This window comes from Catellatospora sp. IY07-71, from assembly GCF_018326265.1.
Lineage (GTDB): Bacteria > Actinomycetota > Actinomycetes > Mycobacteriales > Micromonosporaceae > Catellatospora.
Genome location: NZ_AP023360.1, coordinates 5,140,990 through 5,167,751, shown reverse-complemented (window position 1 = coordinate 5,167,751; position 26,762 = coordinate 5,140,990). Strand labels below are relative to the sequence as shown.

The 26,762-nt window shown below is 71.0% G+C and carries 21 protein-coding genes; 14 read left to right on the top strand and 7 right to left on the bottom strand.

What is annotated here, in order from left to right:
* Positions 1-176: 176 nt before the first annotated feature.
* From CS0771_RS22860 to CS0771_RS22850, 3 genes are all read left to right on the top strand, one after another.
* Positions 177-356, top strand: coding sequence for a hypothetical protein (locus tag CS0771_RS22860; protein WP_212842902.1), 180 nt, complete (start codon positions 177-179; stop codon positions 354-356).
* 337 nt (positions 357-693) lie between these two features.
* Entirely contained in the window at positions 694-1,236 is a 543-nt protein-coding gene (locus tag CS0771_RS22855) for a hypothetical protein (RefSeq protein WP_212842901.1), read from the top strand.
* 46 nt (positions 1,237-1,282) lie between these two features.
* The gene (locus tag CS0771_RS22850) at positions 1,283-2,323 is read left to right on the top strand and encodes a lytic polysaccharide monooxygenase (RefSeq protein WP_212842900.1); all 1,041 of its coding nucleotides are present in this window, start codon (positions 1,283-1,285) and stop codon (positions 2,321-2,323) included.
* A 285-nt stretch (positions 2,324-2,608) separates the two neighbouring features.
* Here the strand turns inward: CS0771_RS22850 and CS0771_RS22845 are convergent, their stop codons facing one another.
* From CS0771_RS22845 to CS0771_RS22830, 4 genes are all read right to left on the bottom strand, one after another.
* Positions 2,609-10,354: an IPT/TIG domain-containing protein gene (locus CS0771_RS22845; protein ID WP_212842899.1), complete on the bottom strand. Its 7,746-nt coding sequence runs from the start codon at positions 10,352-10,354 to the stop codon at positions 2,609-2,611.
* Positions 10,355-10,569: 215 nt separating this feature from the next.
* The gene (locus CS0771_RS22840) at positions 10,570-11,250 is read right to left on the bottom strand and encodes a hypothetical protein (protein WP_212842898.1); all 681 of its coding nucleotides are present in this window, start codon (positions 11,248-11,250) and stop codon (positions 10,570-10,572) included.
* Between the two features lie 100 nt (positions 11,251-11,350).
* On the bottom strand, positions 11,351-12,622 hold the full coding sequence (locus CS0771_RS22835; RefSeq protein WP_244870964.1) for a KamA family radical SAM protein: 1,272 nt from the start codon (positions 12,620-12,622) through the stop codon (positions 11,351-11,353).
* Between the two features lie 5 nt (positions 12,623-12,627).
* Positions 12,628-12,918, bottom strand: coding sequence for a hypothetical protein (locus tag CS0771_RS22830; RefSeq protein ID WP_212842897.1), 291 nt, complete (start codon positions 12,916-12,918; stop codon positions 12,628-12,630).
* A gap of 221 nt (positions 12,919-13,139) precedes the next feature.
* Between CS0771_RS22830 and CS0771_RS22825 the strand changes: the two genes are divergently transcribed.
* The gene (locus CS0771_RS22825) at positions 13,140-13,757 is read left to right on the top strand and encodes a hypothetical protein (protein ID WP_212842896.1); all 618 of its coding nucleotides are present in this window, start codon (positions 13,140-13,142) and stop codon (positions 13,755-13,757) included.
* A gap of 124 nt (positions 13,758-13,881) precedes the next feature.
* Here CS0771_RS22825 and CS0771_RS22820 read toward each other — a convergent pair whose 3' ends face one another.
* The 3 genes from CS0771_RS22820 to CS0771_RS22810 all read right to left on the bottom strand — a co-directional run bounded on the left by CS0771_RS22820 (position 13,882) and on the right by CS0771_RS22810 (position 16,139).
* Positions 13,882-15,033 (bottom strand): globin domain-containing protein, encoded by a 1,152-nt coding sequence (locus CS0771_RS22820; RefSeq protein ID WP_212842895.1) that lies wholly within the window; start codon positions 15,031-15,033, stop codon positions 13,882-13,884.
* A gap of 83 nt (positions 15,034-15,116) precedes the next feature.
* Complete coding sequence (locus tag CS0771_RS22815) at positions 15,117-15,557, bottom strand: Rrf2 family transcriptional regulator (protein WP_212842894.1); 441 nt, start codon at positions 15,555-15,557, stop codon at positions 15,117-15,119.
* 369 nt (positions 15,558-15,926) lie between these two features.
* Positions 15,927-16,139 carry a DUF397 domain-containing protein gene (locus tag CS0771_RS22810; RefSeq protein ID WP_212842893.1) on the bottom strand — a complete coding sequence of 71 codons (213 nt, stop codon included), beginning with the start codon at positions 16,137-16,139 and terminating at the stop codon, positions 15,927-15,929.
* Between the two features lie 597 nt (positions 16,140-16,736).
* On the opposite strand from CS0771_RS22810, the gene CS0771_RS22805 reads away from it, so the two are divergent.
* From CS0771_RS22805 to CS0771_RS22760, 10 genes are all read left to right on the top strand, one after another.
* Positions 16,737-19,133, top strand: coding sequence for a nitrate- and nitrite sensing domain-containing protein (locus CS0771_RS22805; RefSeq protein WP_212842892.1), 2,397 nt, complete (start codon positions 16,737-16,739; stop codon positions 19,131-19,133).
* Positions 19,134-19,188: 55 nt separating this feature from the next.
* Entirely contained in the window at positions 19,189-19,611 is a 423-nt protein-coding gene (locus tag CS0771_RS22800; RefSeq protein ID WP_212845988.1) for a roadblock/LC7 domain-containing protein, read from the top strand.
* A 57-nt stretch (positions 19,612-19,668) separates the two neighbouring features.
* Positions 19,669-20,070: a DUF742 domain-containing protein gene (locus CS0771_RS22795; RefSeq protein WP_256442828.1), complete on the top strand. Its 402-nt coding sequence runs from the start codon at positions 19,669-19,671 to the stop codon at positions 20,068-20,070.
* Positions 20,054-20,668 carry an ATP/GTP-binding protein gene (locus tag CS0771_RS22790; RefSeq protein WP_371821449.1) on the top strand — a complete coding sequence of 205 codons (615 nt, stop codon included), beginning with the start codon at positions 20,054-20,056 and terminating at the stop codon, positions 20,666-20,668. The genes CS0771_RS22795 and CS0771_RS22790 overlap by 17 nt, the downstream gene beginning before the upstream one ends.
* Before the next feature lie 324 nt (positions 20,669-20,992).
* Positions 20,993-22,126, top strand: coding sequence for a sensor histidine kinase (locus CS0771_RS22785; protein WP_212842889.1), 1,134 nt, complete (start codon positions 20,993-20,995; stop codon positions 22,124-22,126).
* Positions 22,126-22,797: a response regulator transcription factor gene (locus CS0771_RS22780; RefSeq protein ID WP_212842888.1), complete on the top strand. Its 672-nt coding sequence runs from the start codon at positions 22,126-22,128 to the stop codon at positions 22,795-22,797. The genes CS0771_RS22785 and CS0771_RS22780 overlap by 1 nt, the downstream gene beginning before the upstream one ends.
* Before the next feature lie 81 nt (positions 22,798-22,878).
* Complete coding sequence (locus tag CS0771_RS22775; protein WP_212842887.1) at positions 22,879-24,252, top strand: S9 family peptidase; 1,374 nt, start codon at positions 22,879-22,881, stop codon at positions 24,250-24,252.
* Between the two features lie 318 nt (positions 24,253-24,570).
* Entirely contained in the window at positions 24,571-25,248 is a 678-nt protein-coding gene (locus CS0771_RS22770; protein ID WP_212842886.1) for a hypothetical protein, read from the top strand.
* Between the two features lie 213 nt (positions 25,249-25,461).
* On the top strand, positions 25,462-25,830 hold the full coding sequence (locus CS0771_RS22765; protein ID WP_212845987.1) for a hypothetical protein: 369 nt from the start codon (positions 25,462-25,464) through the stop codon (positions 25,828-25,830).
* Between the two features lie 149 nt (positions 25,831-25,979).
* Positions 25,980-26,594: a hypothetical protein gene (locus CS0771_RS22760; protein ID WP_212842885.1), complete on the top strand. Its 615-nt coding sequence runs from the start codon at positions 25,980-25,982 to the stop codon at positions 26,592-26,594.
* Positions 26,595-26,762 lie beyond the last annotated feature (168 nt).

Here is a 26,762-nt window from a genome sequence, read left to right as displayed (position 1 = left end):
CCGGACCGGCCGGCTCAACCGTGGGGGCGATGATCGGGTGGACCTCGGCCTCGCGTTGTCTTCTTCGGTGACGGGAACGCAGCGGGCACGGCCGGGTCGGATGTCGGCCGGGACCCGCCTGTCGCCCTTGGCCTTAAGCCGTGGCGTCCGGCGGGCGGCGCTCGTACCGTGAGGTCATGTCACGGCGGGAGGACCGTATTCGCAGGGAGCTGGGCGGCTTCCTGCACACCTACGGCAGGCGGAAGAGCGGCAACGGCCTGAACGCCAACGATCGCCGCTACAGCCGCCGGCTCGAAGACGAGATCAAGAAGATGCCGCCGGAAGATCTCGACCGGCTCATGCGGGACGAGGATTGAGACCTGTGCCGTCCGCGGCATGACCGCCGGCGAGATCCGTCACGTGTCCCGGATGAGGCGCAGCCACCGGAAGCCGAAGCCGCCGAGCTTCAGCTGCGGGCCGCCGTCGGCCGGTGACGGACTCTCGGCCCCGCCGGCATCAGGGCGATTCGGTAACTTTCACGCACGCGCACACCGTGCGGTGTGGACGAACGGCAGCCCGCGCTGCATGCGCCGCGCCACTCTGGTCCGGATCCGCCGCCGGTTCATGGCCGTCAGGTTTCGTGTGCGTTGCCGGATTGCCTAACATCGACGCACCACAATGGGAGCGTTCCCATGCGGAGTTGAGGAGATCGGCATGTCGGTGGTGGACGCCGCGACGCGCGGGCGCCGCAAGGTCCCGGCCGCGGTGACCACGGCCAGCCTGCTGGTCGCCTGGGGCACCCTGCTCGCAGCCGCGCCATACCTGCCCACCAGCAGCGGCATCCGCCCGGTGGCGCTGTTCGTCCACCTGGCGGCGGTCGTCCTCGGCTTCGGCGCGGTGCTGACCCTCGACTGGTCCGGCCTCATGTGGCTGCTCGGCCGCCAGGACCTGGCCACCCTCGTTTCGGTGGCCCGCGTGGTGCAGACACCGATCTGGCTCGGGCTGGGCCTGCTGGTGGTCAGCGGGGCACAGCTGTCCCCCGACACCTCGTCGCCCCTGACCGTGGTCAAGCTCGTCGCCGTGCTCGCCGTGGCGCTCAACGGCCAATGGGCCGGGCGGGTCCAGGAGCGGCTCGCCTGCCTAGGGAACGCCCGGCCGTCACGCCGGCTGCTGGGCGCGGCGGTCCTCGTCGCGACCATCTCCCAAGCCGGCTGGTGGACGGCCACCCTCGTCGGCTTCATCAGCGCCCAGCGATGAGCCGCACTCAGCCAAACAACCGCTACCACCTGCGATTGGAGTCGCTATGAACTGGAAGAGAGCACAAGTCGCCGTCGTCGCCGCGGTCACCGCGGTGGCGGCAGCAGGAGCCGCGCTGCTCGCGTCCTCCGGGGCGCAGGCGCACGGCGCGGTCTCCGATCCGGCCACCCGGGCATACAGCTGCTACCTGCGCTGGAGCGGCGACCACACGAATCCGGCCATGCAGACCCAGGACCCGATGTGCTACCAGGCGTGGCAGGCCGAACCCGGTGCCATGTGGAACTGGAACGGCCTGTTCCGGGAGGGGGTCGCCGGCAACCACCAGGCGGCCATCCCCGACGGCACGCTGTGCAGCGGCGGCCTGACCGTCGGCGGACGCTACGCCGCCATGGACGTCCCCGGCCGCTGGCACGCGGTCGACAAGCCGAACAACTTCACGCTCAAACTCAACGACCCCTCCGCCCACGGCGCGGACTACCTGCAGGTGTACATCACCCGGCAGGGCTTCGACTCCACCACCCAGCGGCTGACCTGGAGCGCGCTGGAGCTGGTCACCCAGACCGGCAGGCAGGCGCCCAGTAACACCTACACGGCCCAGGTCAACGCCGGCAGCCGGACCGGCCGGCACATCGTCTACACGATCTGGCAGGCCAGCCACCTCGACCAGTCCTACTACGCCTGCAGCGACGTGATCTTCGGCGGCGGTTCGCAGCCGTCACCGTCCACCTCCAGCCCGGCCAGCCCGAGCCCCAGCCCGTCCCAGGCGAGCCCCTCGCCCAGCAACCCCGCGCCCAGCAGCCCGGCTCCGGCCGGTTGCACCGCCACGCTGCGCATCACCAGCCAGTGGCCGGGCGGCTACCAGGCCGAGGTGCTGGTCACGGCGGGCGCCGCCGGCACGCGCAGCTGGACCGTCGGATTCACCGGCACCCTCCAGAACGGCTGGAGCGCGAACTTCACCACCTCCGCAGGCACCGTGACCGCGACCAACGTCGCCTACAACGGCACCCTCGCCCCGAACGGCACGGCCACCTTCGGCTTCATCGGAACCGGGGCCCAGGCCACCGGCTTCACCTGCCGCGCCGGCTGACACCGTGCGGCTCACCGGTCGCCCGGCGCTTCCCGCGCCGGGCAACCGGGTCACGACGGCACCACGGACGAGCACATTCCCGGATTCCGTAACCCGTCGCCACGCCGCACCGCCCCAAGGGCCGCGCACGCGCGGTCCGGGCGCTGCCCGATCTGCAGCGGCCCCGATCGCCGCGGGGGCGGCCCGGCCACAGGCCGCGCCGCCCCCGCAGAGCAGGCGGGTCCTACATTCCCGGTGGACACGGCCGCGTGGTGCCACTCCGCCGAGTCGGCCGAGCAGTAGTGCTCACCCTGCGGCACCCGGCGGGCGGTGCTGCGGCGGGCGCACCCCGGTCGTGCTACGCAGGAAGGTGTCCTGCGGGGCACCCCAGCCGCGCTGCGGCGTGGCGGCGAAAAGGCGCAGCGCAGGCCCGGTGGTGGTGAGGGCACTGCCGTCGATCGCCATCACCGCCGTGTACGGCAACCCGCTGTCCCGCCCCTCGTCGGTGGCGACCTGGCCCAGCGAGTAAACCTGCGCACCCACGGCCGTCACCGCGTCGATCGCCGCCGCCTCGCTGCCGGTCACGCCGTAGAAGATCGAGAACGTCTTCGGCGTGCCCGGAGCGAGGGTGCCCAGGTCGACGTCGAGCAGGGCGCCGGTGTCGTCCGGGCCGTAGTCCTGGAACCAGCCCGTCGCGCCCAGGTCCGTCATCGGCAGCGACGGATCGGGGTTCGCGAAGCCGTCGTTGGTGATCCCGGCGAGGTATCCGGTGTCGGTGCCGTCGATCTTGGCAACGGTGTTATAGGAGTCGAACAGCGTCGGCATCGGGTCCCAGTCGACGACCCGCCGGTAGTGGACCGGCCCCAGCGGCTCATCGGTCGTGTTGTACACCGTGATCCGCAGCTCCCACAGCTCGTCCACGGACGAGGCCGAGGTCGTCTGCACCACCCGCAGCCCGTCAGGCACCCGCACGGTGCTGCTGACCACGCCACCCGCGTAGCTGAACTGCTCCAGCTCCATGTTGTCGACGCCGTAGTCCTCGTTGACCGACGCGCCGAACGCGCCCGGCACGCCCACTCCCCAGCCTTCGCACCAGCATCCGTTGAGGACCGATTCGGTGTCGGGCTCGCCGCCGCGGCGCAGGCCGATCCCGGAGGTGCTGGTGATGTTGCCGTAGGCGCCCAGGCCGAGGTCGGAAACGCCGAACAGGTCGACGCTGTGCCGGGCGTAGGAGATCGTGTACTGCCCGCTCGTCCAGAATCCCAGCCCGTCGTCGTCCTGTTCAGCCCAGACGAACACCAGCACGGCGTTCGGGCAGGCGGTGGTGAGGTCGAGGTACGTGTCGGCACGGTGCACCGGTCTCGCGCCGCCGCAGGCGGCACTCGGGCGGCGGTCCTCGTCTAGCAGCACGGCGCTGGCGCGCACCGCCGGATCGCCGGCCGTGAAGCCGACGGTGAGCTGCGTGTTGAACCGGCCCGGGTTGGCGAGCTCGACGTACTGCGCACCGGTCTGCTGCAGGCTCAGGGCACCGGTCGTGGCCTGTCCGTCGTCGCCGCTGGAGCCGATCGTGACGGTGCGGTGCGGCGGCCGCATGCCCGGCAGCCTGTCCAGGCTCAGCCGCCATTCGTCGGCGTCGTCGTCGGCGAACCCGACCGGCGACCCGCCGGAGTCGAGCACGTACGCCCACTGCCGGAAGCGTTCGATCTCGGTGGCGGCGTCGGTGCCCGCCCGCTCGTCGAGCAGCTCGCCGATGACGACACCCGGCAGCGGCCGCGCCTGCCCCTCCAGCCGCTCCCAACTGTGCCGGATCGCGTCGTCGCCCAGCCGTTCCTGCATGAACTCGGCGAGGATGAACGCACCGTACTCCGGCCCGCCCGCCTGCAGGACGGAGTCGCCCTCGTCGTAGCGCTGCTCCGACTCGCGCAGGAACTGGTAGAGGTTGTAGTAGTAGTCGTCGTCACCGGCTCGCGCCGCCTCGGACGCCTGGTGGGCGCCCCAGTTGGCGGTCGCCTCCATCCACCAGTTCATGTTGTACTCGCCGATGTACAGGTGGTTCATGTACTCGTACTGGATGAAGTGGAACATCTCGTGGCGGACCAGCTCACGGATGTCGCCGTGCTCCTCGTCGAGGAACATGACGCCGGTCGGGCAGTTGCAGCCCGGGAACGGCGGCAGTGACAGCCCGCCGCTGAACGACGTCGCCGACGGGTGCATCACCGCGTAGATCCGGCCGGGTGCCCGGTAGCCCAGCTCGTCGACGTAGAACGTGCGGCTGCTCTCCAGGGTGTCCAGCGCGTCCTGGACGTAGCGCGGCCGCTCCTGGTCGGCGCCGTCGAAGCTGCTGGACTTGTAGTAGACGGAGAAGTTGTCGCCGTAGGCGCGGCAGTCGGCCTGCAGCTCGCCGAACACCACCGGAATGGTGCAGTCGGGGTTGCCGCCGGCCGCCCGCAGCACCGACCGGCGCCCGGCCGCGCCCTGCGGGTCGGCGAGCGGCACCGGCGACATCCACGCCGACAGTTCCTGCTGTGCGGCCGCGGGAAGGTCGGCGAACAGGCCGACCAGCGCCGCGCGGGCACCGGCCGCGTGCTCGGCGGGCACCGCCCCGGTGGTGTAGACGGCGGGCACCGTGCCCGGCTGCACCACCGCATACAGGCTGAACCGCACGTAGTCCGTCAGCTCCAGCGCCCCGGCCGCGTAGTCGTACTCCAGTCGCTGCAGTACGTCCGAGCCGTTGGCGACGGTCACCGCGACGCCGTCGGCCACCACCTCGTCGCCGTCGCGGGCACGCAGCTCGTACCGGCCGTCGGGCCAGGCCGCGGCGGTCGTGTCCCACGACGTCCGGCAGGCGGCGCCGTCCACGGCCGCCGACCCGACCTGCTGCCAGGCGCCGCCGGCGGTGCGGGCCTCGACGACCAGCGGGCCGCCGCCGGGGCAGGTGATCGCGACAGCGGCCGTGCCCCAGACGGCGCGGCCGGGCAGCGGCTGCTGGAACGCGACCGGCCGCGGCGCGACGACGACCCGGAAGTGGGCGGTCTGTCCCGCCGTACCGGCCGCGTCGATGCCGCGTACGTGCAGCCACCACTCCCCCGCCGCCAGCCGCCCGCCGAACCGGTTCTGCGCGGTCGTGGCGGCGGTGCCGGGCACCGTCTGCGGGTCGCCGTCGAGCACCGCCGCCCACCGGGCCGCGTCGGCCGGGCCGGAGGTCCAGGTCGCCACGAAGTCCTGTCCCGGGTACACGGTGCCCGGCACGGGATGGGTGGAGCTGGCGATGTGCGGTGCGCTGGGCGGCAGGTCGACGGTGAGCCTGCGGTGCATCGGTGTGCCGCGGTTGCCCGCCCTGTCGACCGCGGCCACGTGCAGGTACCAGGTGCCTTCCCCGGCCAGCGTGAGGGTGTGCGCGGCCTCGGCGTCGGCCGCGCCGAGCGGCTCGTCGTCGGGGCCGCGGGTGACCGACACGGCATATCCTGCCACCCCGGCGGCGGTGTCCGACGCGGTGAACAGGGCCTGAACAGTCAGCGAGGCGGTCGCCACGTCCGGGTCGGGGTGGCTGGGCACCTGGATACCAGTCATCACCGGGGCGGTCGCGTCGACCTTGACGGTGATGTGGGCCGCCGGCCCGGCCAGGCCGGTCGTCGCGACGGCGCGTACGTGCAGGTAGTGCAGCCCGTCGGGGAGCCTCGCCGAGAGGCTGTCGGCGACCTGGGTGACGGTGCTGCCCGGGTCGGTGCCGGGGCTGCCGTCGAGCACGACCGCGTATCCGGCGAGGCTCACCTGCGTGAACGTCTTCCAGCTGAGCGAGACGTCCGCGCCGGACCATTCCGCGGCCGCGGGCACGGCCGGGGTGCCGATGAGGTCTACCAGCTCCACGCTCCAGGTGCCGGTGTCGACGGTGGCGGGAGTGAACCGCAGGCGGTGCTCGCCGCTCTGCCGGGCGGTGCACATCATGACGGCGGTGAGGCTGAGCGAGGTGCTGCTGCACTCGGTGGTGCCGTCGGGCCGGGTGACGACGATGTTCAGCGGGGCGGGGCCCGCGTAGACGTCGGTGATGATCGACTGTCCGGCGGTGGCGGTGAACGTGATGACGGCGGCGGCGCCCGGCGCGGTCAGCGCGGCGGAGACGGGGCCGCCGCCGATCGCCCCGGCCAGCGCCACGTCGGCGGGGACCGCGTGCACCCGCACCTGTGCGGTGCCGACGCCCAGCCCGCGCGGCAGGACCCGCACGGTGTAGGCGCCGTCGGCGGGCAGCACGACAGCGCCCAGCAGCGCACTGGCCGGGGAGCTCGCCGACTTGGTGGCGATGCTGCTGCCGGACGGTCCGAGCAGCGCGGCGTCGTACATCTGCTGCACGCCGCCCGCCAGGTACGCAGCACCCGTGACGGTGATCGACACGCGCTGCCCGGCGGTGCCGGTGAACGTCGCCAGGCCGGCCTGGCCGGGGGTCTGCGTGGTGACGGTGACGGCTTCGCCGCCGACGGCGGCTTCGGCGGCCGAGGCGCTGGTGGCGTCCCAGACCCTGATCCGCACGGCGCCGGTGGTGGCGCCCTGCGGGTCCACGACGATGGTGTGGCCGCCGGTCGCGGCGTAGGCGACCGGGCCGACGAACACCGCCCCGCTGGCCGAGACCGTCGCCGAGCCGAGGGTCGTGTTCGCCGCGTCGCGGACGCTGACCTTGACCGAGCCGGTGAAGGTGCCGACCGTCTCGGCCTGCACGTATACCCGGTGGCCGGCCTGCCCGGTGAAGGCGAGCTGCGCGTTCTGGCCGGGCACGCCGATCGAGACGGTGTGCGGGCTGCCGTCGAGGGTCGCGGTGCCGGCCAGGTCGGCCGGCACGGACCACAGCCGGGCGGTGAGGTCGCCGACATGGTGCAGGTTCGGGTCGAGCAGCAGCGTGTACGTGCCGGTGGCGGGCAGGGTGAGCGGGTCGAGGAAGCTGCTCTGCCCGACCGACCAGCGCGCCTTCAGGTCGGTGCCGTCGGGCTTGCGGATGGTGGCGTAGACGGTCATCGGGCTGGTCGTCTGCAGGGAGACGCGCTGCCCGGCGGTGCCGTCGAAGGTGACGGCGGCGTTCTGGCCGGGCACGGCCACCGTGGCGGTCACCGGCGTGCCGTCCAGCGTGGCGGTGTGGACCGGGTCGGCGGGCACGTCGTAGGCCTGTACCGAGGTGGTGCCGACGTTGGTGGTGAGCGGGTCGAGCACGACCGTGTAGGTGCCGGTGACCGGCAGCGGCAGCGGGTCGGCGAAGTCACTGGTGCTGGCGTACCAGCGGGCCTTGAGATCGGTGCCGTCGGGCTTCTTGACGGTGGCGTACACGCCGACGGTGCCCGACAGGCGCAGGCTCAGCCGGGTGCCGGCGGTGCCGTCGACGGTGACGGTGGCGTTCTGGCCGGGAGCCGTGATGGTGACCGTCGCCGGGTCGCCGCCGAGGACGGCGGCCGCGGTCGGGTCGGCGGCCAGCAGCCAGGCCTGCACGTCCATGACGCCGAGCGCTGCCGTGCTGGGGTCGAGCAGGATCCGGTACTGCCCGCTCGCGGGCAGGGTCAGCGGTTCGGTGAAGTCGGCCGCGCCGACCGACCAGCGTGCCTTCAGGACGGTGCCGTCGGGGCCGGTGACGGTCGCGTAGACCGAGCCGGAGCCGTTGGCGAACCGGATGCTGACGCGCTGGCCGGCCTCGCCCGGGAAGGTCAGGGCCGCGTTCTGGCCGGCGACCGTCGTCGCGGCGCGGACGGTGGTGCCGTCGAGCGGGATCTCGGCGCTGGTGTCGGCGGGCACGGCGATGACCTCGACCTGGACCGAGCCGACGACGGCGCCCTGCGGATCGACCAGGATCTGGTATGTGCCCCCGCCGGACAGCACGCGGGCGTCGATGAACGCCCCCGAGCTGCCCACACCGGTGGCCGGGACCAGCACGGTGCCGTCGGGGCGCAGCACCGACACCTGCAGGTTCGACGAGCCGGAGCCGTAGGTGCTGGCGCTGACGCGGACGGCGACCCGGTCGCCGTCGGCCGCTGGGAAACTCACCCGGGCGTTCTGGCCCGGCGAGGTGGTCCCCACGGTGACCGGCCCGGCACCGGCGGTCGTCTGCGCGGTGGCGTCGGCGACGTCGGAGACCAGGACCGTCAGCGCGCCGACCAGGTCGTTGGCCGGGTCGAGGACGACGGTGTGCGTGCCGCCGGCGCCGATGGTCACCGGTCCCAGCAGCAGGCCACCCGAGCCCACCCCCGCCGCGGCGAGCAGGGTGCTGCCGTCGGGGTTGCGCAACGCGGCCGACACGCTGGACGAACTGGTGCCGTAGGTGCTGCCGCTGAGCTGGACGCTGACCCGCTGCCCGGCGGTGGCCGGGAAGGTGACCGTCGCGTTCTGGCCCGGCGTCGTCGTGGTCACCGCGACCGCGGGGCCGCCCACGGCCGCCGCCACTACCGGGTCTACGACGGTGAACAGCTGCGCGGTCAGCGAGCCCGTGTTCCAGCTCTGCGCGTCGAGCACCACGGTGTAGACACCGTCGGCGGGCAGGGTCTTGGTGTCGATCCAGCAGGAGGTGCCGCAGTAGGTGGTGGACACCAGGTTCGTGCCGTCGGGCTTGCGCAGGACCAGCTGCAGGTAGGACGACGAGCCGTAGGTGCCGCCGGTGAACCGCAGCGCCACCCGCCCGCCGGCGGTCCCGGGGAAGGTCGCGACGGCGTTCTGCCCTGCCGTAGTGGTGATCGTCACCGGCGTGCCGTGGATCAGCTGGTATGCGCCGTCGGCGGGCACCAGGAACAGCTCGGCGGTCAGCGATCCGGTGTACCAGGTCTGCGGGTCGAGCAGCAGCGTGTAGACGCCGTCGGCGGGCAGGGTCTTGGTGTCGATCCAGCAGGAGGTGCCGCAGTAGGTGCTGGACACCAGGGTGGTGCCGTCGGGTTTGGCGAGGCTGACGGTCGCGTTGGTCAGGGATCCGTACGTGCCGCCGGTGAACCGCAGCGCGACGCGCTCGCCTGCGGTGCCGGGGAAGGTCGCGACCGCGTTCTGCCCGGCGCTCGTGGTCAGGGTCAGCGTGCTCGCCGGGGTCAGGGTGTGGGCCTGGTCCGGCGGGACGTCGGTCAGTTTCACGGTGAGGGAGCCGACGTTCGTGGACTGCGCGTCCAGCAGGACCGTGTAGACGCCGTCGGCCGGCAGGGTCTTGGTGTCGATCCAGCAGGACGTGCCGCAGGACGTGCCGGACACCAGTACCGTGCCGTCCGGTCTGCGGATCGACAGCAGCGCGTGGCTCGACGAGGTGAAGGTGCCGCCCGAACCCTGCAACGCCACCCGCTGCCCGGCCACGCCGGTGAACGTGGCCGTGGCGTTGGCTCCCGGCACGGTCGCCGACATGGTGACGGGCGTGCCCGGCGTCAGCGCGAGGACCTGGTCGGCCGGCAGGTCGTAGGCGGTGACGGCGACCTGCCCCACCGCCGTGTTCTGCGGGTCGATCAGGATCTGGTAGGTGCCGTCGGACGGCAGGGCGAGCGGCTCGATGAAGATGCCGCTGGAGCCGAAGCCGGTCGCGGCCAGCAGGGCGGTCCCGTCGGGCCGGTAGACCGAGATCCGGGCGCTGCTCGTCAGTGTCCCGAAGGTGCTGGACGCCAGCTTGATGCTCAGCCGGCGACCCGCCTGGCCCGCCACGGTCAGCAGGGAGATGTTGCCCGCGGTGGCGACCGTGGCGGTGGCCGGCGTCCCGGACGCGATCCGCTGGTAGGTCTCCACCTGTGCCGGGGTGAATGCGGCCGGTGGGACGTACACGTCCACTGCGGACGTCGCGGCACCCGTGGGGCTCTGCACGGTGATCGGGCCGGACGTGGCACCGGCCGGGACGCCGACCTCCAGCAGCTGCTCGGTGGCCGCGGTCACGGTCAGGGCGGTGCCGTTGAGCCGTACGAGGTTGTCGGACGGGGTCGTCGAGAAACCGCGACCGCTGATGCTGAGCGTGCCGGACGCGGCGGTCACCCGCGGCGTGATCGCGTCCACGGTCACCGGGTCGTCGGCTGCCGCCGGTCCCGCCAATCCGGTTCCCACGGCCAACGCCATCGCGATGGTCATCGACAGACTTCTGATCCGACGGCGCGCCATGCCATTCCCCTCCGTGAATTGGCAGCACCCTACAGACCGGATGATCGTCTCCACAATGGGTGATCGACTTCTCCACTTCAGTCCACTTTGGTGCTATCAGGGCGGCTCCGCGAACCTGGAGTGCGGTTTCGCCTGGCCACCCCGAGACGGCCGGCACGCCGGGGATGCGGCAGGGACACGCCGCTTCAGGTCGCGGCCAGCAGCTTCGCCACGCGCAGCAGGCTGTCCAGGAACGGAAGAACGGTGTCGGTCTTCAGCGCGTGGTTCTGCACGCCGATCAGGTCACGGCCGTCCACGCTCCACACCGGCACGGCACCCGCGATGTGCGCCTGGATCAGCGCCGCAGTGATCAGCGCCCGCCCGGCCGGATCTTGGGTGTCGACCCGGAACCTGCGGTCGAACTCCTCGACCCCCACCTCGACCACGCCCGACAGCCCCAGCCCACGTGCCATCTTCGAGCCCAGGCCGCGAGGGTTCACCGCCACGGTCGGCTGCTGGGCGGGCAGGTGCACCACGTGCACGGTCGCGGCGTGATGGACCGTCACGGTCTCCCACCTGGTGTGCCCGTTCTCCTGCCGGGTGCGCTGCTCCCGGGTCTCCCACCAGTAGTGCGCCACGGTGACGGGAAACCCGTCGCGGCTGCCCTCGACCAGCAGCCGCACGCCGGACCGTACGCCTCGGGGCAGTCGGCTGGTCCAGGTGCCGCCGCCGCCCTCGCGGTAGCGCCAGCCCAGCGAGGCCGCCCAGGACGCGACCCCTTCCACGTAGCGGCGGTCCCGCGCCCGGCCGACCGCGGCCGATACGACGGCCACCGCGATCACCGCGATGACGACCAGCACGATGATCGGTGTCGGATCGCTCTGCATGGCCACATTAGAGGTGATGCGTGCAACAGGGACAAGGCCTGCTCGGGCCGGGTGCCGATGGCACGGGGGCGGCCAGGCCGAGTCCGGCAACCGGCGCAGGTCAGGCTGGAGTCAGCTCGACCGCGCCGAACGCCGGTTTGAGGTCGGTGACCCAGAGCGCGTCCGGGTCGAACCGCGCGAAGAACGGCCGCCCGACCAGCGCCGGGTCGCGGGCCTGCAGGTAGCGCAGTGCGAAGACCCGCTCCCCCGCGAGTTCCACGATGCCGTCGATGCAGATCTTGCCGGGCGACGCCGAGGCGACCGGACCCCTGGCGGTCCGGGCCAGTCCGGGGACCTGCGCGAACGCGTCCCGGTAGATCTCGTACGCCCGTGCGAGCGGCACCCCGAAGTAGTGCTGCGGCCCGGTGTCACGTTCGATGAACAGGTAGTACGGGATCATGCCGAGCCGGGTCGTCTCCCGCCACAGCTCAGCCCATACCGCGGCGTCGTCGTTGACGCCCCGGATGACCGGCGCCTGGCAGCGGATGACCGCACCCGTGGCGAGGATCCGGCTGATCGCCTGACGCGTGACCCGGGGCGCGAGTTCACGCGGATGTGAGAAGTGGGCCATGACCGCCAGGTGGCGGCCGGCTGCCGTCACCTGCTCGAACAGGCGCAGCAGGTCGTCTGCGTCCGGGTCGCCGGTGAAGCGATGCGGCCAGTAGGCCAGTGCCTTGGTGCCGATCCGGATCGCCTCGATCGAGGGGATGCGCAGCAGCGGCTCCAGCTGGCGCCGCAGCACCTCGGCGCTCATCACGAGCGGATCACCGCCGGTGATGAGCACGTTGGTCACCTGCGGGTGTGCGCGCAGGTAGGCGACGACCGAGTCCATGTCGTCGGTGGCGATGCGCAGGTCCGGCTCGCCGACGAACTGCGGCCAGCGGAAGCAGTAGGTGCAGTAGGCGTGGCAGGTCTGTCCCTGGCGCGGGAACAGCAGTACCGTCTCGCGGTACTTGTGCTGCAGCCCGCGCAGCCGGCGGCCCTGGAAGACGGGCTCGTTGAGGTCGGTCTGGTTGGCCGGATGCGGGTTGAGACGTGAGCGGATCTCGTTGGCGGCGGCGCGCAGGTGCTGCTCGGGCGCTCCGTCCCGCAGCAGGCCGGTCATCCGGGCGAGGTCGGGGGCGGCCAGCATGCCGGGTTGCGGAAAGGTCAGCTGGAAGATCGGGTCGTCGGGCACCCGATCCCAGTCGATCAGCTCGTTGATCACATGATCGTTGACCCGGAACGGCAGCACGGCGGCGATGCCGCGGCGCTGCCGTCGGTCCTCCTCGTCGAGGCCGGTGCGCTCCTTCAGCAGCGGGTCCAGCTGCCGGCTGGTGAGCGCACGGAACATGCCAGTTATATCGGGTCACTCCTCGTAGGCGTGGGATCCGGCACCAGCCGGACGAACGCCGCACCTGGTCGTTCATATTTCGCAAGGAAGTTCGCGTTGAGGTCCGACATGACGTCGGACTCCTCCGCCACGATATGCAATGCGTACACCTGAGAGGGCACTTTGGCCAGGCGAGCCGTGATCGTGCCGTCGCGGTGCCGGGCCAGGTGCGCGATGATGCGCGGGTCGGCGATGTAATGCTCGTCATCGAGCACGACGAACCTGGCGACGTAGTCCCGGGATCCCGTGCTGTCCATGACGGTGATGTGCAGCGCGACGTGGTCCTCGATGGGCGTGCCGTGACGCCACAGGTCGTCGAAGCGCTCCCCACGAAGGTGCCCAGCGGCGATTCGCTCGACACCTCGAGCTGCGCCGTGTCACCCGAAAGGCGGCCCAGCGGCAGGAACGAGACCAGCATGCGGCTGTCCCACCGGTAGATCGTCACCGACGCCGACGCGGCGTAGAGCCGGACCTCGAAGTGCTGCCGCAGGTCCGGGTCCAGACCCTGGCGGTACGCCTCGAGCCGGCGGATGTTGCGCAGGATCTCCAGCCTGACGTCGCTGTGCCCCTGCAGTTCCTCGGTGCGCTGCTCGGCGGCGAGGGAGTCGGGGTCCATGAGCAGCACCTGGATGGGCACGCGGCGGCGCACCAGGGCCGTGGCGGCGCGGAAGAAGCGCTGGTCGACGGGGCGGGAGAACAGACCCGAGAAGGTGTCGAGCACGCGCACCAGCGTCCGCGCGCCGGTGATCTGGTCGGTGTACCACTCGTAGTCCAGGCGCCGGTGCTCGTGGACCCGTCCCTGCTGCGCCCGGCGCACGATCGGCGTGACCGCGAAGAAGATCACGATCGCGCCGACGAGTTCCGCTCCCATGTTCAGCGCGAGATTCTCGGCGTACTGCGGTATGCCGCGCGCCGCGTGCAGCAGCGCCAGGGAGAGCACGGACAGCCCGGCCAGCACGGCCAGCGTCTTGGGCCGCAGCGTCTGCGCGAGGAACACCCGCGCGGCGCGGCCGATCCGTCCCAGGAACATGTGACCGCACCGACCTCCCCGACAGCGTCACTGAACAGTATCGGGAGCGTCCACATCGCACCATAGCGTGCACAGCCCGTCGCACTGTGGCACTGCTGCGGGCCGGTTCCGACCGGCCACTGCCAGGGTCGCGCCCAGCAGTGGCCGTTGCCGTCAACGTAGTCGGTGGCCGTCCGTCGGGACAGTGCGGTCAGGACAGCCCGAGGTCCGGGCCGAAAGACTCGTAGTGGATGTCGGCAGCGGACACGCCCACCCGGAGCAGTTGCTCGCGGACGCCGCGCATGAAGGGCGTCGGCCCGCACAGGTATGCGACCGCATCAGCGGGGACCGGGACGCCGGCGAGGTCCATCCGGCCGGGAAGAGCGTCGTCGCCGCGGTCCGGGTCCTCATACCAGACGACGGATCGGGCCTTGTCCAGCTTTCCGACCAGATCGGCCACATGTGCCCGGTGCGGGTGCGCCGCGAGGTTACGGTCCGCGTGCAGGACGAGCACCTGCTGCTGGGCGCCGGTCGCGGCCAGGAGCTCCAGCATGCCGACCATCGGGGTGATCCCGATGCCCGCGGAGGCCAGCACGAGGGGGCGGTCGGAGGTCTCGTCGAGGACGATGTGGCCGAAGGGGCGGCTTATGGTCAGCCGGGTGCCGGAAGGGGCGTGCTCGTGCAGCCAGGTGGAGACCTCGCCGTCGCGCTTGACGGAGAAGCGCAGCGTCTCGGCATCGCCGCCGGTAAGGCTGTACTGGCGGATCTGCCGTGCACCGTCGGCGAGCCGGACTTGCACGGAGACGAACTGGCCCGGCTTGAACGCCGGGGCGGCGCCCTCGACGGGCCGCACGGTGAAGGTGACGACCTCATCGGTCTCCTGCGCTCGGCCCGCGACCGTCCACTCGGAGAACACCTGGTCGTCGCCGTCGTAGAGCCGGGCCTCCAGAGAGATCAGGGCGTTGGCCATCAGCCAGTAGACCTCGTCCCAGGCGGCCGCGACCTGCGGGGTCACCGCCTCGCCGAGCACCTCGACGATCGCCTCGAAGAGGTGCCGGTGCACGATCTCGTACTGGTCGGCGCGGACGCCGAGGGAGGCGTGCTTGTGTGCGATGCGGGCGAGGAGGTCGTCCGGACGCCCGTCGGGGTGCTCCAGCAAGAAGGTGGCGAAGGCGGCGATGGAGCCGGCCAGCGCTTGGCGCTGCGTGCCGGCGGCCTGGTTGCCGCGGTTGAAGAGGTCGCGGAGCAGGTCAGGGTGGGCCGCGAACATTTTCTGGTAGAAGAGCGCGGTGATGTCGCCGATGGCGGCGCCGACGACGGGCAGGGTGGCGCGGACGGTCCCGGCCGAGGACGTGGACAGCATGGTGGCAGCGGTCTCCTTTAACTTGCATTTCAGATTCCGATTTAACGGCAAGCGCCGCCCGCCCTTGAGGAGGCGGGAATCGTTCAGGGCCTGGGGCTCAGCCCCAGCAGCACCGGACCGACCGGGGCGTCGACCAGCTCGCCGATGGTGTAAGGCGCCAAGGCGGAGTAGAAGGCGTTCTGGGCCTCGCGCAGCATGGAGCGCAGTCGGCACTGCCCCCGCAGCGGGCACGGCGGCGAGTCCTCGCAGCCGACGACGTCTCCGTCGCCCTCCAACTCGCGGACCAGCCAGCCCAGCGAGGCCCGGCGTCCGAGGGCGGTGAGCCTCAGCCCGCCGTCCCTTCCCCGTCGAGTCTCCACGACCCCCAGGGCGCTCAGCCGACTGACGATCTTGGCCGCATGCGTGTACGGAACCTCGACCGCGTCGGCGACCTGACGCGTCGTCGGCGACGGCGGGTCTGCGTCCGCCGCCGCGAGATGCATGGCGACGCGCAACGCGATGTCGGTCCCCTTGGTCAGCCTCACGTCAGCGAACCTATTTATCTGGTATCTCAGATGCAAGTTATCTGGCCGTGAAAGCCGACACAGCCGAGGGCGCGCGGACGTCCGGCAGGCGCAGGCGTCGGCCCCTGTCAGTTCGCTCTGGTGCCGGACTCCCGAATTTCACCAAAAGGTGTTTAATCACCCTGTTGAAACCGTCATAAAACGAACATGAGGCCCATAACCCACTACCTGTGGTGAGCTGCGGCTTCTTGACGATCTATTTGGCTCATAAGCGCGGACCGCGGGGCAAAAGGGATACGCCGGATCCGCAGCAGGCGGGAAGGGTCGGGTCTTTCCACGCAGGGAAGAGCGCCCCGGCCGACGGCACCGGAGCGCCCTCATTCCCACGTATCAGCGGTCGAACTCGCCGGCCTTCATGCCGGCCACGAACGACGCCCAATCCCTATCACCGAACACCAGCGCCGGACCCCCCGGGTCCTTGTTGTCGCGCACAGCCACGTGGCCGTCGAGGAACGCAGCCTCCACGCAATTCGGTCCAGAGTTGTCGCAGCGGGTGGACTTGCGCCACCGCGCACTGACCAGGTCGATGCAGGGGTCGGTCATTTGCGGGCCCTTTCGAGTACGTGGCCGGAGTGGTCCCGGCCGTTCAGGGACAGATCTGCTCTCGCCTCGGCACAGACCCTGCAATAGCAACGGCGAGCCTGATGTTCCGCGACGACGACGGCGAGCCGGGTTGCAATCTCATCTGTCATGACGCCCTCCTACAGACACAGCGGCGCCAACCCTCACATCGTCACGCTGTCATCACAACGGGCTACGTTGATGATCAGCCGAGCGGCACGCCACGCCGATGAGCTGCACTCCGCGACCCGCACATCGGCGTTCGGGCCGGCGGGCTCAGGACGTCCTCGGCCGCGACTTGCTGTGCTCGGCCGACCCCATGACCACGGTGTCCTCACCAGCCCGGCGGCGCGCGGCACACCGACCTTCACAATCGTCCGCTCTGGACTGTGCAGAGGATTTTCAACGTTTGCACCCGGCCGGTCACCTCAGCGGAAACTCGCGCGTCACACGCTGTGCCCTTCGTCGGCTCGGCAGGGGACACGGGTGAGCGCTCGACATCGCGCACGTACCGCGCACGGGCCGTCGCCGCTGAAACGGGAGGGTCTGGTGCGGCAACCTCGTACGATCCGGGGCCGGATGGCCAGGATGCTGGCCCTCCCGCTGGTCGCCATGCTGGCCCTGGTCGTCCTCTCCGTCGTCGGCGTGGTGCGGACCTACCTCGACGCGGCCGCCACCGCGGGCGAGGTGGCGGTCACGCTGGCGGTGCAGGATCTGGTGCACGAGCTGCAACGCGAGCGCGGCCTGACCAACGGCCTGCTGGGCGGCGAGTCCCGGTATCGCGCCGACGTGGACGCGCAGCGGCGGCACGCCGACGACGCGCGGGCGCGGCTGGACCGGCTGATCGCCGACGAGTCGACGCCCGGGACGGCCGCGGTACGTGGTGCGCTGAGCCTGCTCGACGACCAGGGGACGATCCGCGGCTCGGTGGATGCGGGCAGCGCTGACCGGACCGCGGTCTTCGACTCCTACACCGCCGCGATCAACGCTTTGAACAGCCAGAACATCGGCTTCGACGAGACCGCCGACGCCGGGCTGCGCCACCATCTCGGCGCGCTGCGGGCGCTGGGCGACGCGAAGGAGGCCGCGGCGAAGGAGCGCGGCTTCCTCAACGGCGTCTTCGCGGCCGGCCGCTTCCGGCAGGCCGCCACGTCCGGTGCCGCGGGCGCCGACGAGTACGCCCGCTTCGCCGACATTCGGGCTGCCAAGCGGGCGGCGCTCGCCCGGTTCGACCAGGAGGCCACTGCGCAGCAGCGGGCCTTGGCCGACGCGGCGCTGCGCTCGGTGGCCGCGGTCCGGGCCGCCGGGTACGAGGAGGCCGCGGTCGCTGCCGCCGACGGCCGCGCGCTGCAGGTCGAGCCGCGCTCGTGGTGGGACTCGATGACCACGCTCGTCGACGATCTGCGTGCTGTGCAGCAGAAGGTCGGCGTGGATGCCCGGGTCCGCGCCGGCGAGCTGCAACGCCGGGCCGCGTTCCAGCTCGCCGGGCTGCTGGCGCTGGCTCTGCTGGCGCTGGTCGGCGAGGGGCTGCTGCTGGTCAACTCGGCGCGCTCCATCACCAGGCCGCTGGCCGAGCTTGCCCGCGAGGCGGAGGACGTGGCGTCCCGGCGGCTGCCGGAGGCAGTGGCCCGCCTTTCCCGCGCGCACAGCCAGACCGCGAGCCAGGAGCAGCCGGACGAGCCGCCGCCGGTGCTGGTGCCGGCCCGCGCCGGGGCGGAGATCCGCCTGGTGGCGCAGGCGCTCGACCGGGTGCAGCAGGTGGCCCACACGCTGGCCGCCGAGCAGGCGCTGCTGCGCCGTAACACCACCGCGTCGCTGGCCAACCTCGGCCGCCGCAACCAGAACCTGGTACGCCGCCAGCTCAGCTTCATCAGTCAGCTCGAACGGGAGGAGCCCGATCCCTCCGCGCTGGCCAACCTGTTCGAGCTGGATCACCTTGCCACCCGCATGCGCCGCAACGCGGAGAGCCTGCTGGTGCTGGTCGGTGAGGCGAGCCCGCGTCGCTGGTCCACGCCGCTGGCCGTCGCGGACGTGATCAGGGCGGCGCTCGCCGAGGTGGAGGAGTACCGGCGGGTCGAGCTGCGCCGCATCGACGACGCCTACCTCGCCGGCTCGGCGGCGACCGACGTCGCCCACATGATCGCCGAACTGGTCGAGAACGGGCTCGCCTTCTCCCCGCCCGAGTTGGACGTCGAGATCTACGGCCGATGGACCGGCACCCGCTACCTGATCGCGATCGTCGACCAGGGTGTGGGCATGTCGAACGCGGAGCTGGACCAAGCCAACGCCCGGCTGCGTGGCGAGGAGAACTTCCTGATCGGGCCGGCCCGCTTCCTCGGCCACTACGTGGTGGGCCGGCTGGCCCAGGAACTCGGCGCGCCGGTGGAGCTGGCACACTCGCCGGTCACCGGCATCACCGCGCGCCTGGTGCTGCCGGCCGGGCTCCTGGCGGCCTCGGCAGACATCGCCGGGCCGGCCGCTGCCGGCCTGGTCGCCACCGATACCGCGGTCGCCCCTGATGCCGCGATCGCCGCCGGTGCCGCCGCCGCTGCCATCGCCAGTGCCCCAGCCGCTCAGGATCAGGCGGCAGGCAGCTCAGCATCCGGCGTTGCCAGCACGGCCGAACTGCCCCTGGTGACTCCACTGCCCCTCGTCACCGCGCAGGCCGCCACGGCGGTCAGGGCGGCTGCCGGCCGGCCCGGTCCCGGCTGGGATTCGGCCCCGGGGGCTGCGCCCGTGCCGGCTCCGCCCAGCGGCCCTGACCGGACCCGAAACGGCCTGGTCAAGCGACTTCCCCGGGCGGCCCGGACCGTCCCGAGCGGCGGCGCGGGCGGGGCGCCCACCCCGGCCGGCACCGTGCAGACCGCGGCCGCCGACCGGCGGCCTGACGACGTACGAAGCATGCTCTCCGCTTTCCGTGCCGGCACCCAACGCGGCGAGAGCCGCTCGGCCACCTCACGCATGTCCGAAGAGTAGGAGAGAGAACGTCGTGACCACACGTCTTTCCAGCGGCGCCGCCCCGTCCGTGCACATCGACCCGGGCCAGTCCGGTACGCAGACCTTCAGCTGGCTGCTGGCGAACTTCGTCCGCAACACCCACGGCGTACGCGACGCCGTCGCGGTCTCCTCCGACGGCCTGCTCATCGCCGCATCCGAGGGCCTGGACCGGGCTTCGGGCGATCAGCTCGCCGCCATCGTCTCCGGAATGGCCGGCCTCGCCCGCAGCGCGTCCCGGCGCTACGACTTCGACGGACTCAAACTCATCATGATCGAGATGCGGCGGGGTTTCCTGCTGGTCTCGGTGGTCGCCGACGGCAGCTGCCTCGGGGTCCTGTCCGAGGCCGACTGCGACGTCGGCCTGATCGGGTACGAGATCGCGCTGCTCAAGGATCGGGTGGGTGCGGTCCTCACCCCGTCGCTGATCGAGCAGGCACGGCAGGCGTTGCCCCGATGACGCGAGCCGGAGACCACTGCGGTGAACAGCCCTGATCCGCGGATCCCGGATCCGCGCATGATCTCGCCGGGCCGGGTGTGGTCCGATCCGCACCGCGCGGCGCACCGGCAGCCACCACCGGCTGCCCCACCTGACGACGATACGGCGCTGGTTCGGCCATACCTGATGACCGGCGGTCGAACCCGCCCGGTCCAGGACGGGCTCAGGGTGGAGACGCTGGTCTCCGCGGTGCCCGCAAGCCTGCACGCTCCGCTGACGTTCGAGCGGCGCCGCATCGTCGAGCTCTGCCAGGCCCCCCGGTCGGTCGCCGAGATCGCGGTCGCGCTCATGATCCCGTTCGGCGTGACCAAGGTCCTGGTAGCTGATCTGGTCAACGGCAACTTCGTGACGATCCAGCAGGCCAACGACATCACCATCGACATGCTCGAGAGGATCAGAGACCGTGTACGGAGCCTCTGAGCACCGCCCGCCAGCACCCCAGCAGGCACCGGTCAGCACCGTGAAGTTCGTCGTGAGCGGCGGTTTCGGGGTCGGCAAGACCACCTTCGTCGGCGCCGTCTCGGAGATCGAGCCGCTGGTCACCGAGGCCGCCATGACCGAGGTGTCGCTCGGTGTCGACGACGTGTTCGCGGTGGACAAGACGATGACGACCGTGGCGCTCGACTTCGGGCGCATCACGATCGACGACGACGTGATCCTCTACCTGTTCGGCACGCCGGGACAGGACCGGTTCGCGTTCCTGTGGGACGACCTGGTCGAGGGGGCGCTGGGTGCGGTGGTGCTCGTCGATCCACGCCGCATCCAGGACTGTTATCCCGCCCTCGACTATTTCGAGGAGCGCAGCATCCCGTTCCTGCTGGGCGTGAACAACTTCGACGGGGCGGCCCGCTTCGACGTCGAGGAGATACGCGAGGCGCTGGGCGTCGGCGCGGACCTCCCGATCGTGGACTGCGACGCCCGCCGTCGCGATGACGTCAAGAACGTGCTGGTGAGCCTGATCCAGGAGGTGATCAGCCGGCGGGCGGGTCGCGACCGGCTACAGCACCAGAGTCTGTGATCCGCGTGCTGGAGATGGGCCCGGGACCTGCCTGCGTACCGCAGCGACTGTCACCGGCGGCTCGATGGTGTCGACCTGACACGTCACCGTTCCTCGGACCGGCCGGGGCGGCGACCGCGGCTTGCCACGTGGGTGTTCACGACGGCAGGATCTCCCCCATGATCGAAGGAACCGAGTCTGCCGGGATCCGGTGAACGTGTTCGGGATCCGGATCGCTTCGATCCCGCATGGGGACACCGCGCACGACGAGCTGCTCATGGCCAGCGTGCCGCGTGATGCGCCTCGGCTGCGGAGCCGAGACGCCGTCGACCGGGGGCTGGGCCGATGGCGGGTGTAGCGGAGCGGCTCCGCCTGCTGCCGCCGATGGCCGTCGATATCGGACTCGCGCTGGCCGCGCTGGCCGCCCAGCTCGCACCGTTCGTTTCGGCGGATCCGCCGGCAGGCCGGTCGTGGCCGGCAGGCGGCTATCTCGTGGCGGTCGCCGTGTCTCTACCGGTGATCCTGCGGCGGCGGTTCCCGTTCGCGGTGCTGATGGCGAGTGAGCTCGCCGCGGTGGCGTACACCCTGGTCCCGGACGGTCCACGGCAGCCGCTGTGGTACGGCGCGCTGATCGCCATGTTCACCCTCGCCGCGCAGGCACCGAGGTGGCAGCGGATCAGCGCCATCGTGATCATCGTGTGGGGCGCGTTCCTCTTCACCGGCTCGCTGGAGACGGCCGCCCGCGGCGCGCTGTTGTGGACCACGGCGTACGCGATGGGCCGGGCCTGGGCCTCCCGCCAGGAGCACGTGCGGATCCTGCGGGAACGCGCGCTGCACCTGGAACGCGAGCGGGAACTCGAGGCCGCGCGGGAACGGTCCCGGATCGCCCGCGACATGCACGACATCCTCGCGCACGGGGTGAGCATCATGATCGCCCAGGCGGAGGCGGGCCCGGTCCTGATGCGCAAGGGCCCGGAACGCGCCGAGGCGGCCTTCGACGCGATCGCCACGGCCGGCCGGGACGCCATGGGGCAGCTCCGGCGCATCCTCGGTGTGCTGGAGGCCGGTGGGGAGAGTACGCGCGCTCCGCAGCCGACCCTGGCCGACATACCCGAGCTGGTCGAACGGGTGTCGAGCAGCGGATCCGTACCGGTGACGCTCACCGTGTCCGGCAACCCTGGCAGGCTCACCGCCGACGGCGAGGTCGCGGCGTACCGGATCGTGCAGGAGGCGTTGACCAACGTGATGAAGCATGCGCGGGCCCGTACGGTGATCGTGGCCCTCGATTGGAGCGGCGACGGCCTCGCCGTCACGGTCGACGACGACGGCGCTGGCACGGTCACCGGTGACGGCCTGGGCCGCGGGCTGCACGGCATCCGCGAGCGTGCGGTGAGCTGCGGCGGATCGGCGACAGCGGGAGCCGTGCCGGGCGGCCGTGGCTTCCGGGTCCGGGCCATGCTGCCGGCGGTGCCGGCCTGATGGGCATCCGCATCGTCGTCGCCGACGACCAGGAGCTGGTCCGCGGCGCGTTCGCCATGATCCTCGACGCGGAGCCGGACATGGAGGTCGTGGCCGAGGCGTCCGACGGCGCCGAGGCGATCGCCGCGGTCGACGAGCACGCGCCGGACGTGCTGGTGCTGGACATCCGGATGCCCGGCATGGACGGCATCGAGGCGACCCGGCGGCTCCACGGCAAGCCGGTCCGGGTGCTCATGCTGACCACGTTCGGCCAGGACGACCACGTCTACGACGCGTTGCGAGCCGGGGCGAGCGGCTTCCTGCTCAAGGACGTCCGGCGGGCGGAGCTGGTCCAGGCGGTCCGGGTCGTCGCGGCCGGCGAGTCGCTGCTCGCCCCGGCGATCACCACCCGGCTGATCGAGACGGCGGTTCGCGGGCAGGGCGCGCCGGCCGGCTCCTGGGCGGGGCTGGACCGGCTCACCCCGCGAGAGCGCGAGACCCTGCAGCTGCTCGGCCGCGGTCTGGCCAACACCGAGATCGCGGCAGCCATGGTGGTCAGCGAGCACACCGTGAAGACGCACGTCAGCAGTGTGCTGGCGAAGCTCGGGCTGCGCGACCGGGCGCAGGCGGTGGTGGCGGCGTACGAGTCGGGTCTCGTGGTGGCCGGTCGGTCGTCTCCCTCTGGAGAGTGAGATCGGAATCCCTCGCGGCACCGAGCGGAGTCCGCTCTCGGCGGCGATGGCAAGGCACGCGGGTTCTTCGAAGATCGTTGCATGTTCAGACGATGCCTTCGAGTCCTGGCGCTGCCGCTGGTCGTGGCCGCAGCGCTAACGCTGACCGCCGGTCCGGCGGCCGCAGCTGCCACCGCCGGCCTCACGACCGTGGAGGTCGCGATTCCCGCCTCCGGCGGCAAGACCCTTGCCGGTACGGTCTACTCCCCTCGCGAGGCGACCGGCCAGCTGCCCGGTCTCGTGCTCGTGCACGGTTCCGGCAACGGACGGCGGGCCGGCGTCACGCCGGAGGCGATCGCCTTCGCCCGGCAGGGCATCGCGGTCCTCGTCTACGACAAGCGGCCCCTCGACCAGCCCGAATACTTCCTGCTGGCCGACGACGTGGTGGCCGCCGTTGGCGTGCTGCGCGCCCAGCCCGGCGTGGACCCGGCCGCGGTCGGCGTGTGGGGCATCAGCGAGGGCGGCTGGGTCGACCCGATCGCCGCCGGACGCTCCGCCGACATCGCCTTCCTGGTGCTGGCGTCCGCACCGGCGCAGTCCCCGCTGCGCGTCCAGAACTGGAACATGCGCAACAAGCTGGCCGCGGCCGGGGTCACCGGCGCCCTCGCCGACACGCTGTCGGACCGGCTCTACCGGCTCGCGAACGACGCGGGCATGTTCGCCGAGGCCGATCACGACCCGACCCCGGCCCTGTCGGCGCTCACGAAGCCGGTCCTCGCCGTCTACGGCACCGACGACACCCAGGTCCCGCCCGCCGAGAGCGCCGCCGAGCTGCGCCGTACCGTCACCGCGCCGCTGACCGTGCGGTTCCTGCCCGGGGCCGGGCACACGCTGCGGGTTCTCGATGAGGACGGGATGTATACCGACACCCTGTACCCGGGGTACGCGGAGATCGTCGGCGAGTGGGTCCGGGCGGTGGCCGCCGGGGACGTCCCGCCCGCGCAATCCGACCCGGCTCCGGGCCAGGCGGCGATCAGCAGCGACCTCGCGCCGTCGGCGTGGTGGGAGTCGTGGCCGGCGCAGTTGACCGTGCTCGCCGTGCTGCTCGTGACGTTCCTGGCGTACCCGGCCATCGCGGTGGCCCGCAGGGTCCGGCGGCGTACGGTCGCCGTGACCCGTTGCGCTCGAGTTCTGGCCGGGGTGGGCGTGCTGGCGGTCCTCGGGTTCACCGGCTACTTCGTCACGGTCGTCGACAGCGCGAACTGGCGCGGCATCTCCCCTGGCCCGATGCTCGCCGGACGCCCGGTGTTCTGGCTGGCGCTGCAGGTCATCGCCCTGATCACCGTGATCGCCACGGCGATGACGGCGTACGCCTGGCGTACCGCGACCGGCGACCGGCTGCGTCTTGGTCTGCTGATCACCGGCGGCGTCCTCTTCCTGCCCTGGTCGCTCTACTGGGGTTTGCTGCTCCCCTGATCCTTTGCTTGCCGGAAAGATCACCAGCCGACGACACCCGACGCCGATGCCTCCTAATACACATCGAGGCATCGGCACCCTTTCGCTGTCTTCAGCTCAACTACCCGGCCTGAGGGCCGGGCTCGCGGGCCTCTTCCTCGCTGCGAGGTTAGGCCGCTGTGGGCGGTTACTGCGCCCCATCCCGCAAGCCCTCGCACGGACCAGCCACTATCGCCGACGCGAGTTGGAGCACCTCAGCCGTTCCAGCTAACCTCGTGCGACCGCTCGAAGAACGCCGCCATCGCATGTGCGTCCTCTTGATCGGCGTAGTCTTCGTCCGTGACGACCGGCAACCGCTCCTCGCCGTGTCCAACTGCAACCGGCTTGCCCGAGCCCAATGCCGTGCTTCGAGACACCGAGTGGGCCGATCCAGACCTGTACACAGCGATCGGGGATGCACAGTGGGTCCCCGCTACGCTTCGTGCGCTTCTGGACCCCGACCCGGCCGCGCAATCAAAAGCCCTGGACGACCTGGAGCCAGTAAGCCACCAGAGCAGCATCTACCCAGCTACTGTGCCGGTGGCCCAGTACATAGCCGCGATCCTCGCCGACCCCCGCACCGCCACCGACTGCATGTTCGGGTGGTGGCGAGAGCCGAAGGACCGACGAGCGCCACTGCGCTCAGAACTGATCATCTGGCTGAGAGATCTCATATGGGACGCAGAAGACAGCCCCCATGACGATCCTGACGTGGCAGCTGTGCTGGCAATGCGGCCAACGCTGTTCACGGCCATAGCTCCGTTCCTCCACGACGATGACCCCACGACTCGCCTTGCCGCCCTTGCTGCCGCGGTACTCCTAACGGAAGACCGCCAACTGGTCCACCACCGAGCAGAGATCGCCGAGCGCGTCGGCATCGCGCTCGACGGCGGCACCGCCACGGACCCTGACATCCAGAGTGCCCGGGATACTTCCTATGCGCTCACCATCGCCGCTCGGCGTGTGGCCTGGCGATGAACCCCGGGCTGCGCATCAGCCCGGCTCCGCCGGACCCTAAGGCGAATCCTGGCAGCACAGAGGCGAACCGTGACTGCCGTACTGTACGGCAGCGGCATGTAGCGCTTATGTGCAGGTAGCAGGGTCGTCGTGCCCCGTGAAGGGGTCTCCTTCCCGCTGGCGGAATCTGCCCGCCAGCCCGTGAGACACGTTGCTACGGTCGTCGCTGTGGATATGCCCCGCGTCGACCGGGCCGACGTCCGGGAGACCGACGACGGCTCCACGGTGATCCTGTCCGCGGGCGGGTTGCACGTCATGATGATCCGTCTGCGTTATGACAGCAGGTGGGGCGACGTGGACGAGGTGATCAACAGCGCTGGCGAGGTGGCGACCGGGGCGGTGCGCGCTTGGACGCTAATCGGTCAGGTGCTGTCGTTGGAGTTGGACCGCCAGGCAGCGGCCAAGCTGGGGTTTCCGCGTGACCACCGGGTACGTCTAGACCTGCCGGCCGAGGCACTTTCCCTGGTCCGGGCCAGCCTGCTGGAAATTCTCTATACGGCCTGCTTTGTCGTGGACACGCCCGAGGGCCGCATCACCAGCTGAGCAGGAGGTCCAGTTACCTGCACGTGAGTGCTACGTGCTGGTAACGGGCTCGGAGCGCTGATTCTGACGGCCGGTTTCGGCTCCGGTGTTCACCGTCAGCGATGATCAATATCGGTGAGTTTCGGCCGCAAGCTCTGCCCTGAAGCGCCATGGATCGGCTGCTAGTTTGTGGCGTGCTCGTGTTGTGGCCGGATGCGGCAGAGGTCCTGCGGGACATGATCCGCGATCAGCGTTCGGACCCGAATCGAGTGGAAAGTCCGGAGTCGGCCTGGCGGGTCTTCTGGGCGTTCCTGGCGATCGAGGTCGACGGACTGGAGCCGAACCAGGCAGGGCGCGAGGACGGGTTCGAGGTGTCGTGGGGCCGCCCGAGTTGGAGTGACAGTCTGCCGAGCCTGTCGTTCTGCAGGCATCTGACCGTGGATGCTTCAGCTGCCTGGCCCGCGCCGACAGGACATGCACCTGAGCATTGGAAGCTCAGCCTCGACATGGTGTTCCGAGATCAAGCCGCATTCGCCGACATCGGGGAGTTGAACACCCAGGGCAGCGGCGTCTATCACGGGCGGACGGGTCCTGCGATGGCCGACGCCCTGCGTGAGGTCTTGTGGGAGGTGGAGCACCTTCCGACGTTGCAGGCTCTGTGGAGGAGCAACCCGCTGTGGAGCACGGTCAGTTTCGGCATGCGCGGCCTTCGCAGCCGGCCTGTGGAGAACTTCGACGTGCAGCAGATGGCAGCCTATAACGAGTGGCGTGCGCGGCATGGTTGACCTGCCTACTGTGGCTTCGAACGCTGCCTGTTTCCACGGTGCACTCTGATCCCGGATGCTGCTTGTGTCGACTGTCATGGACTCGACAACGTCTCCACCTACAACTTGTGCATCCACAACTCGGTGCTCCGGCTTCGTCAGCTCCAGGCCGGCGAGGTGGTTCTTCAG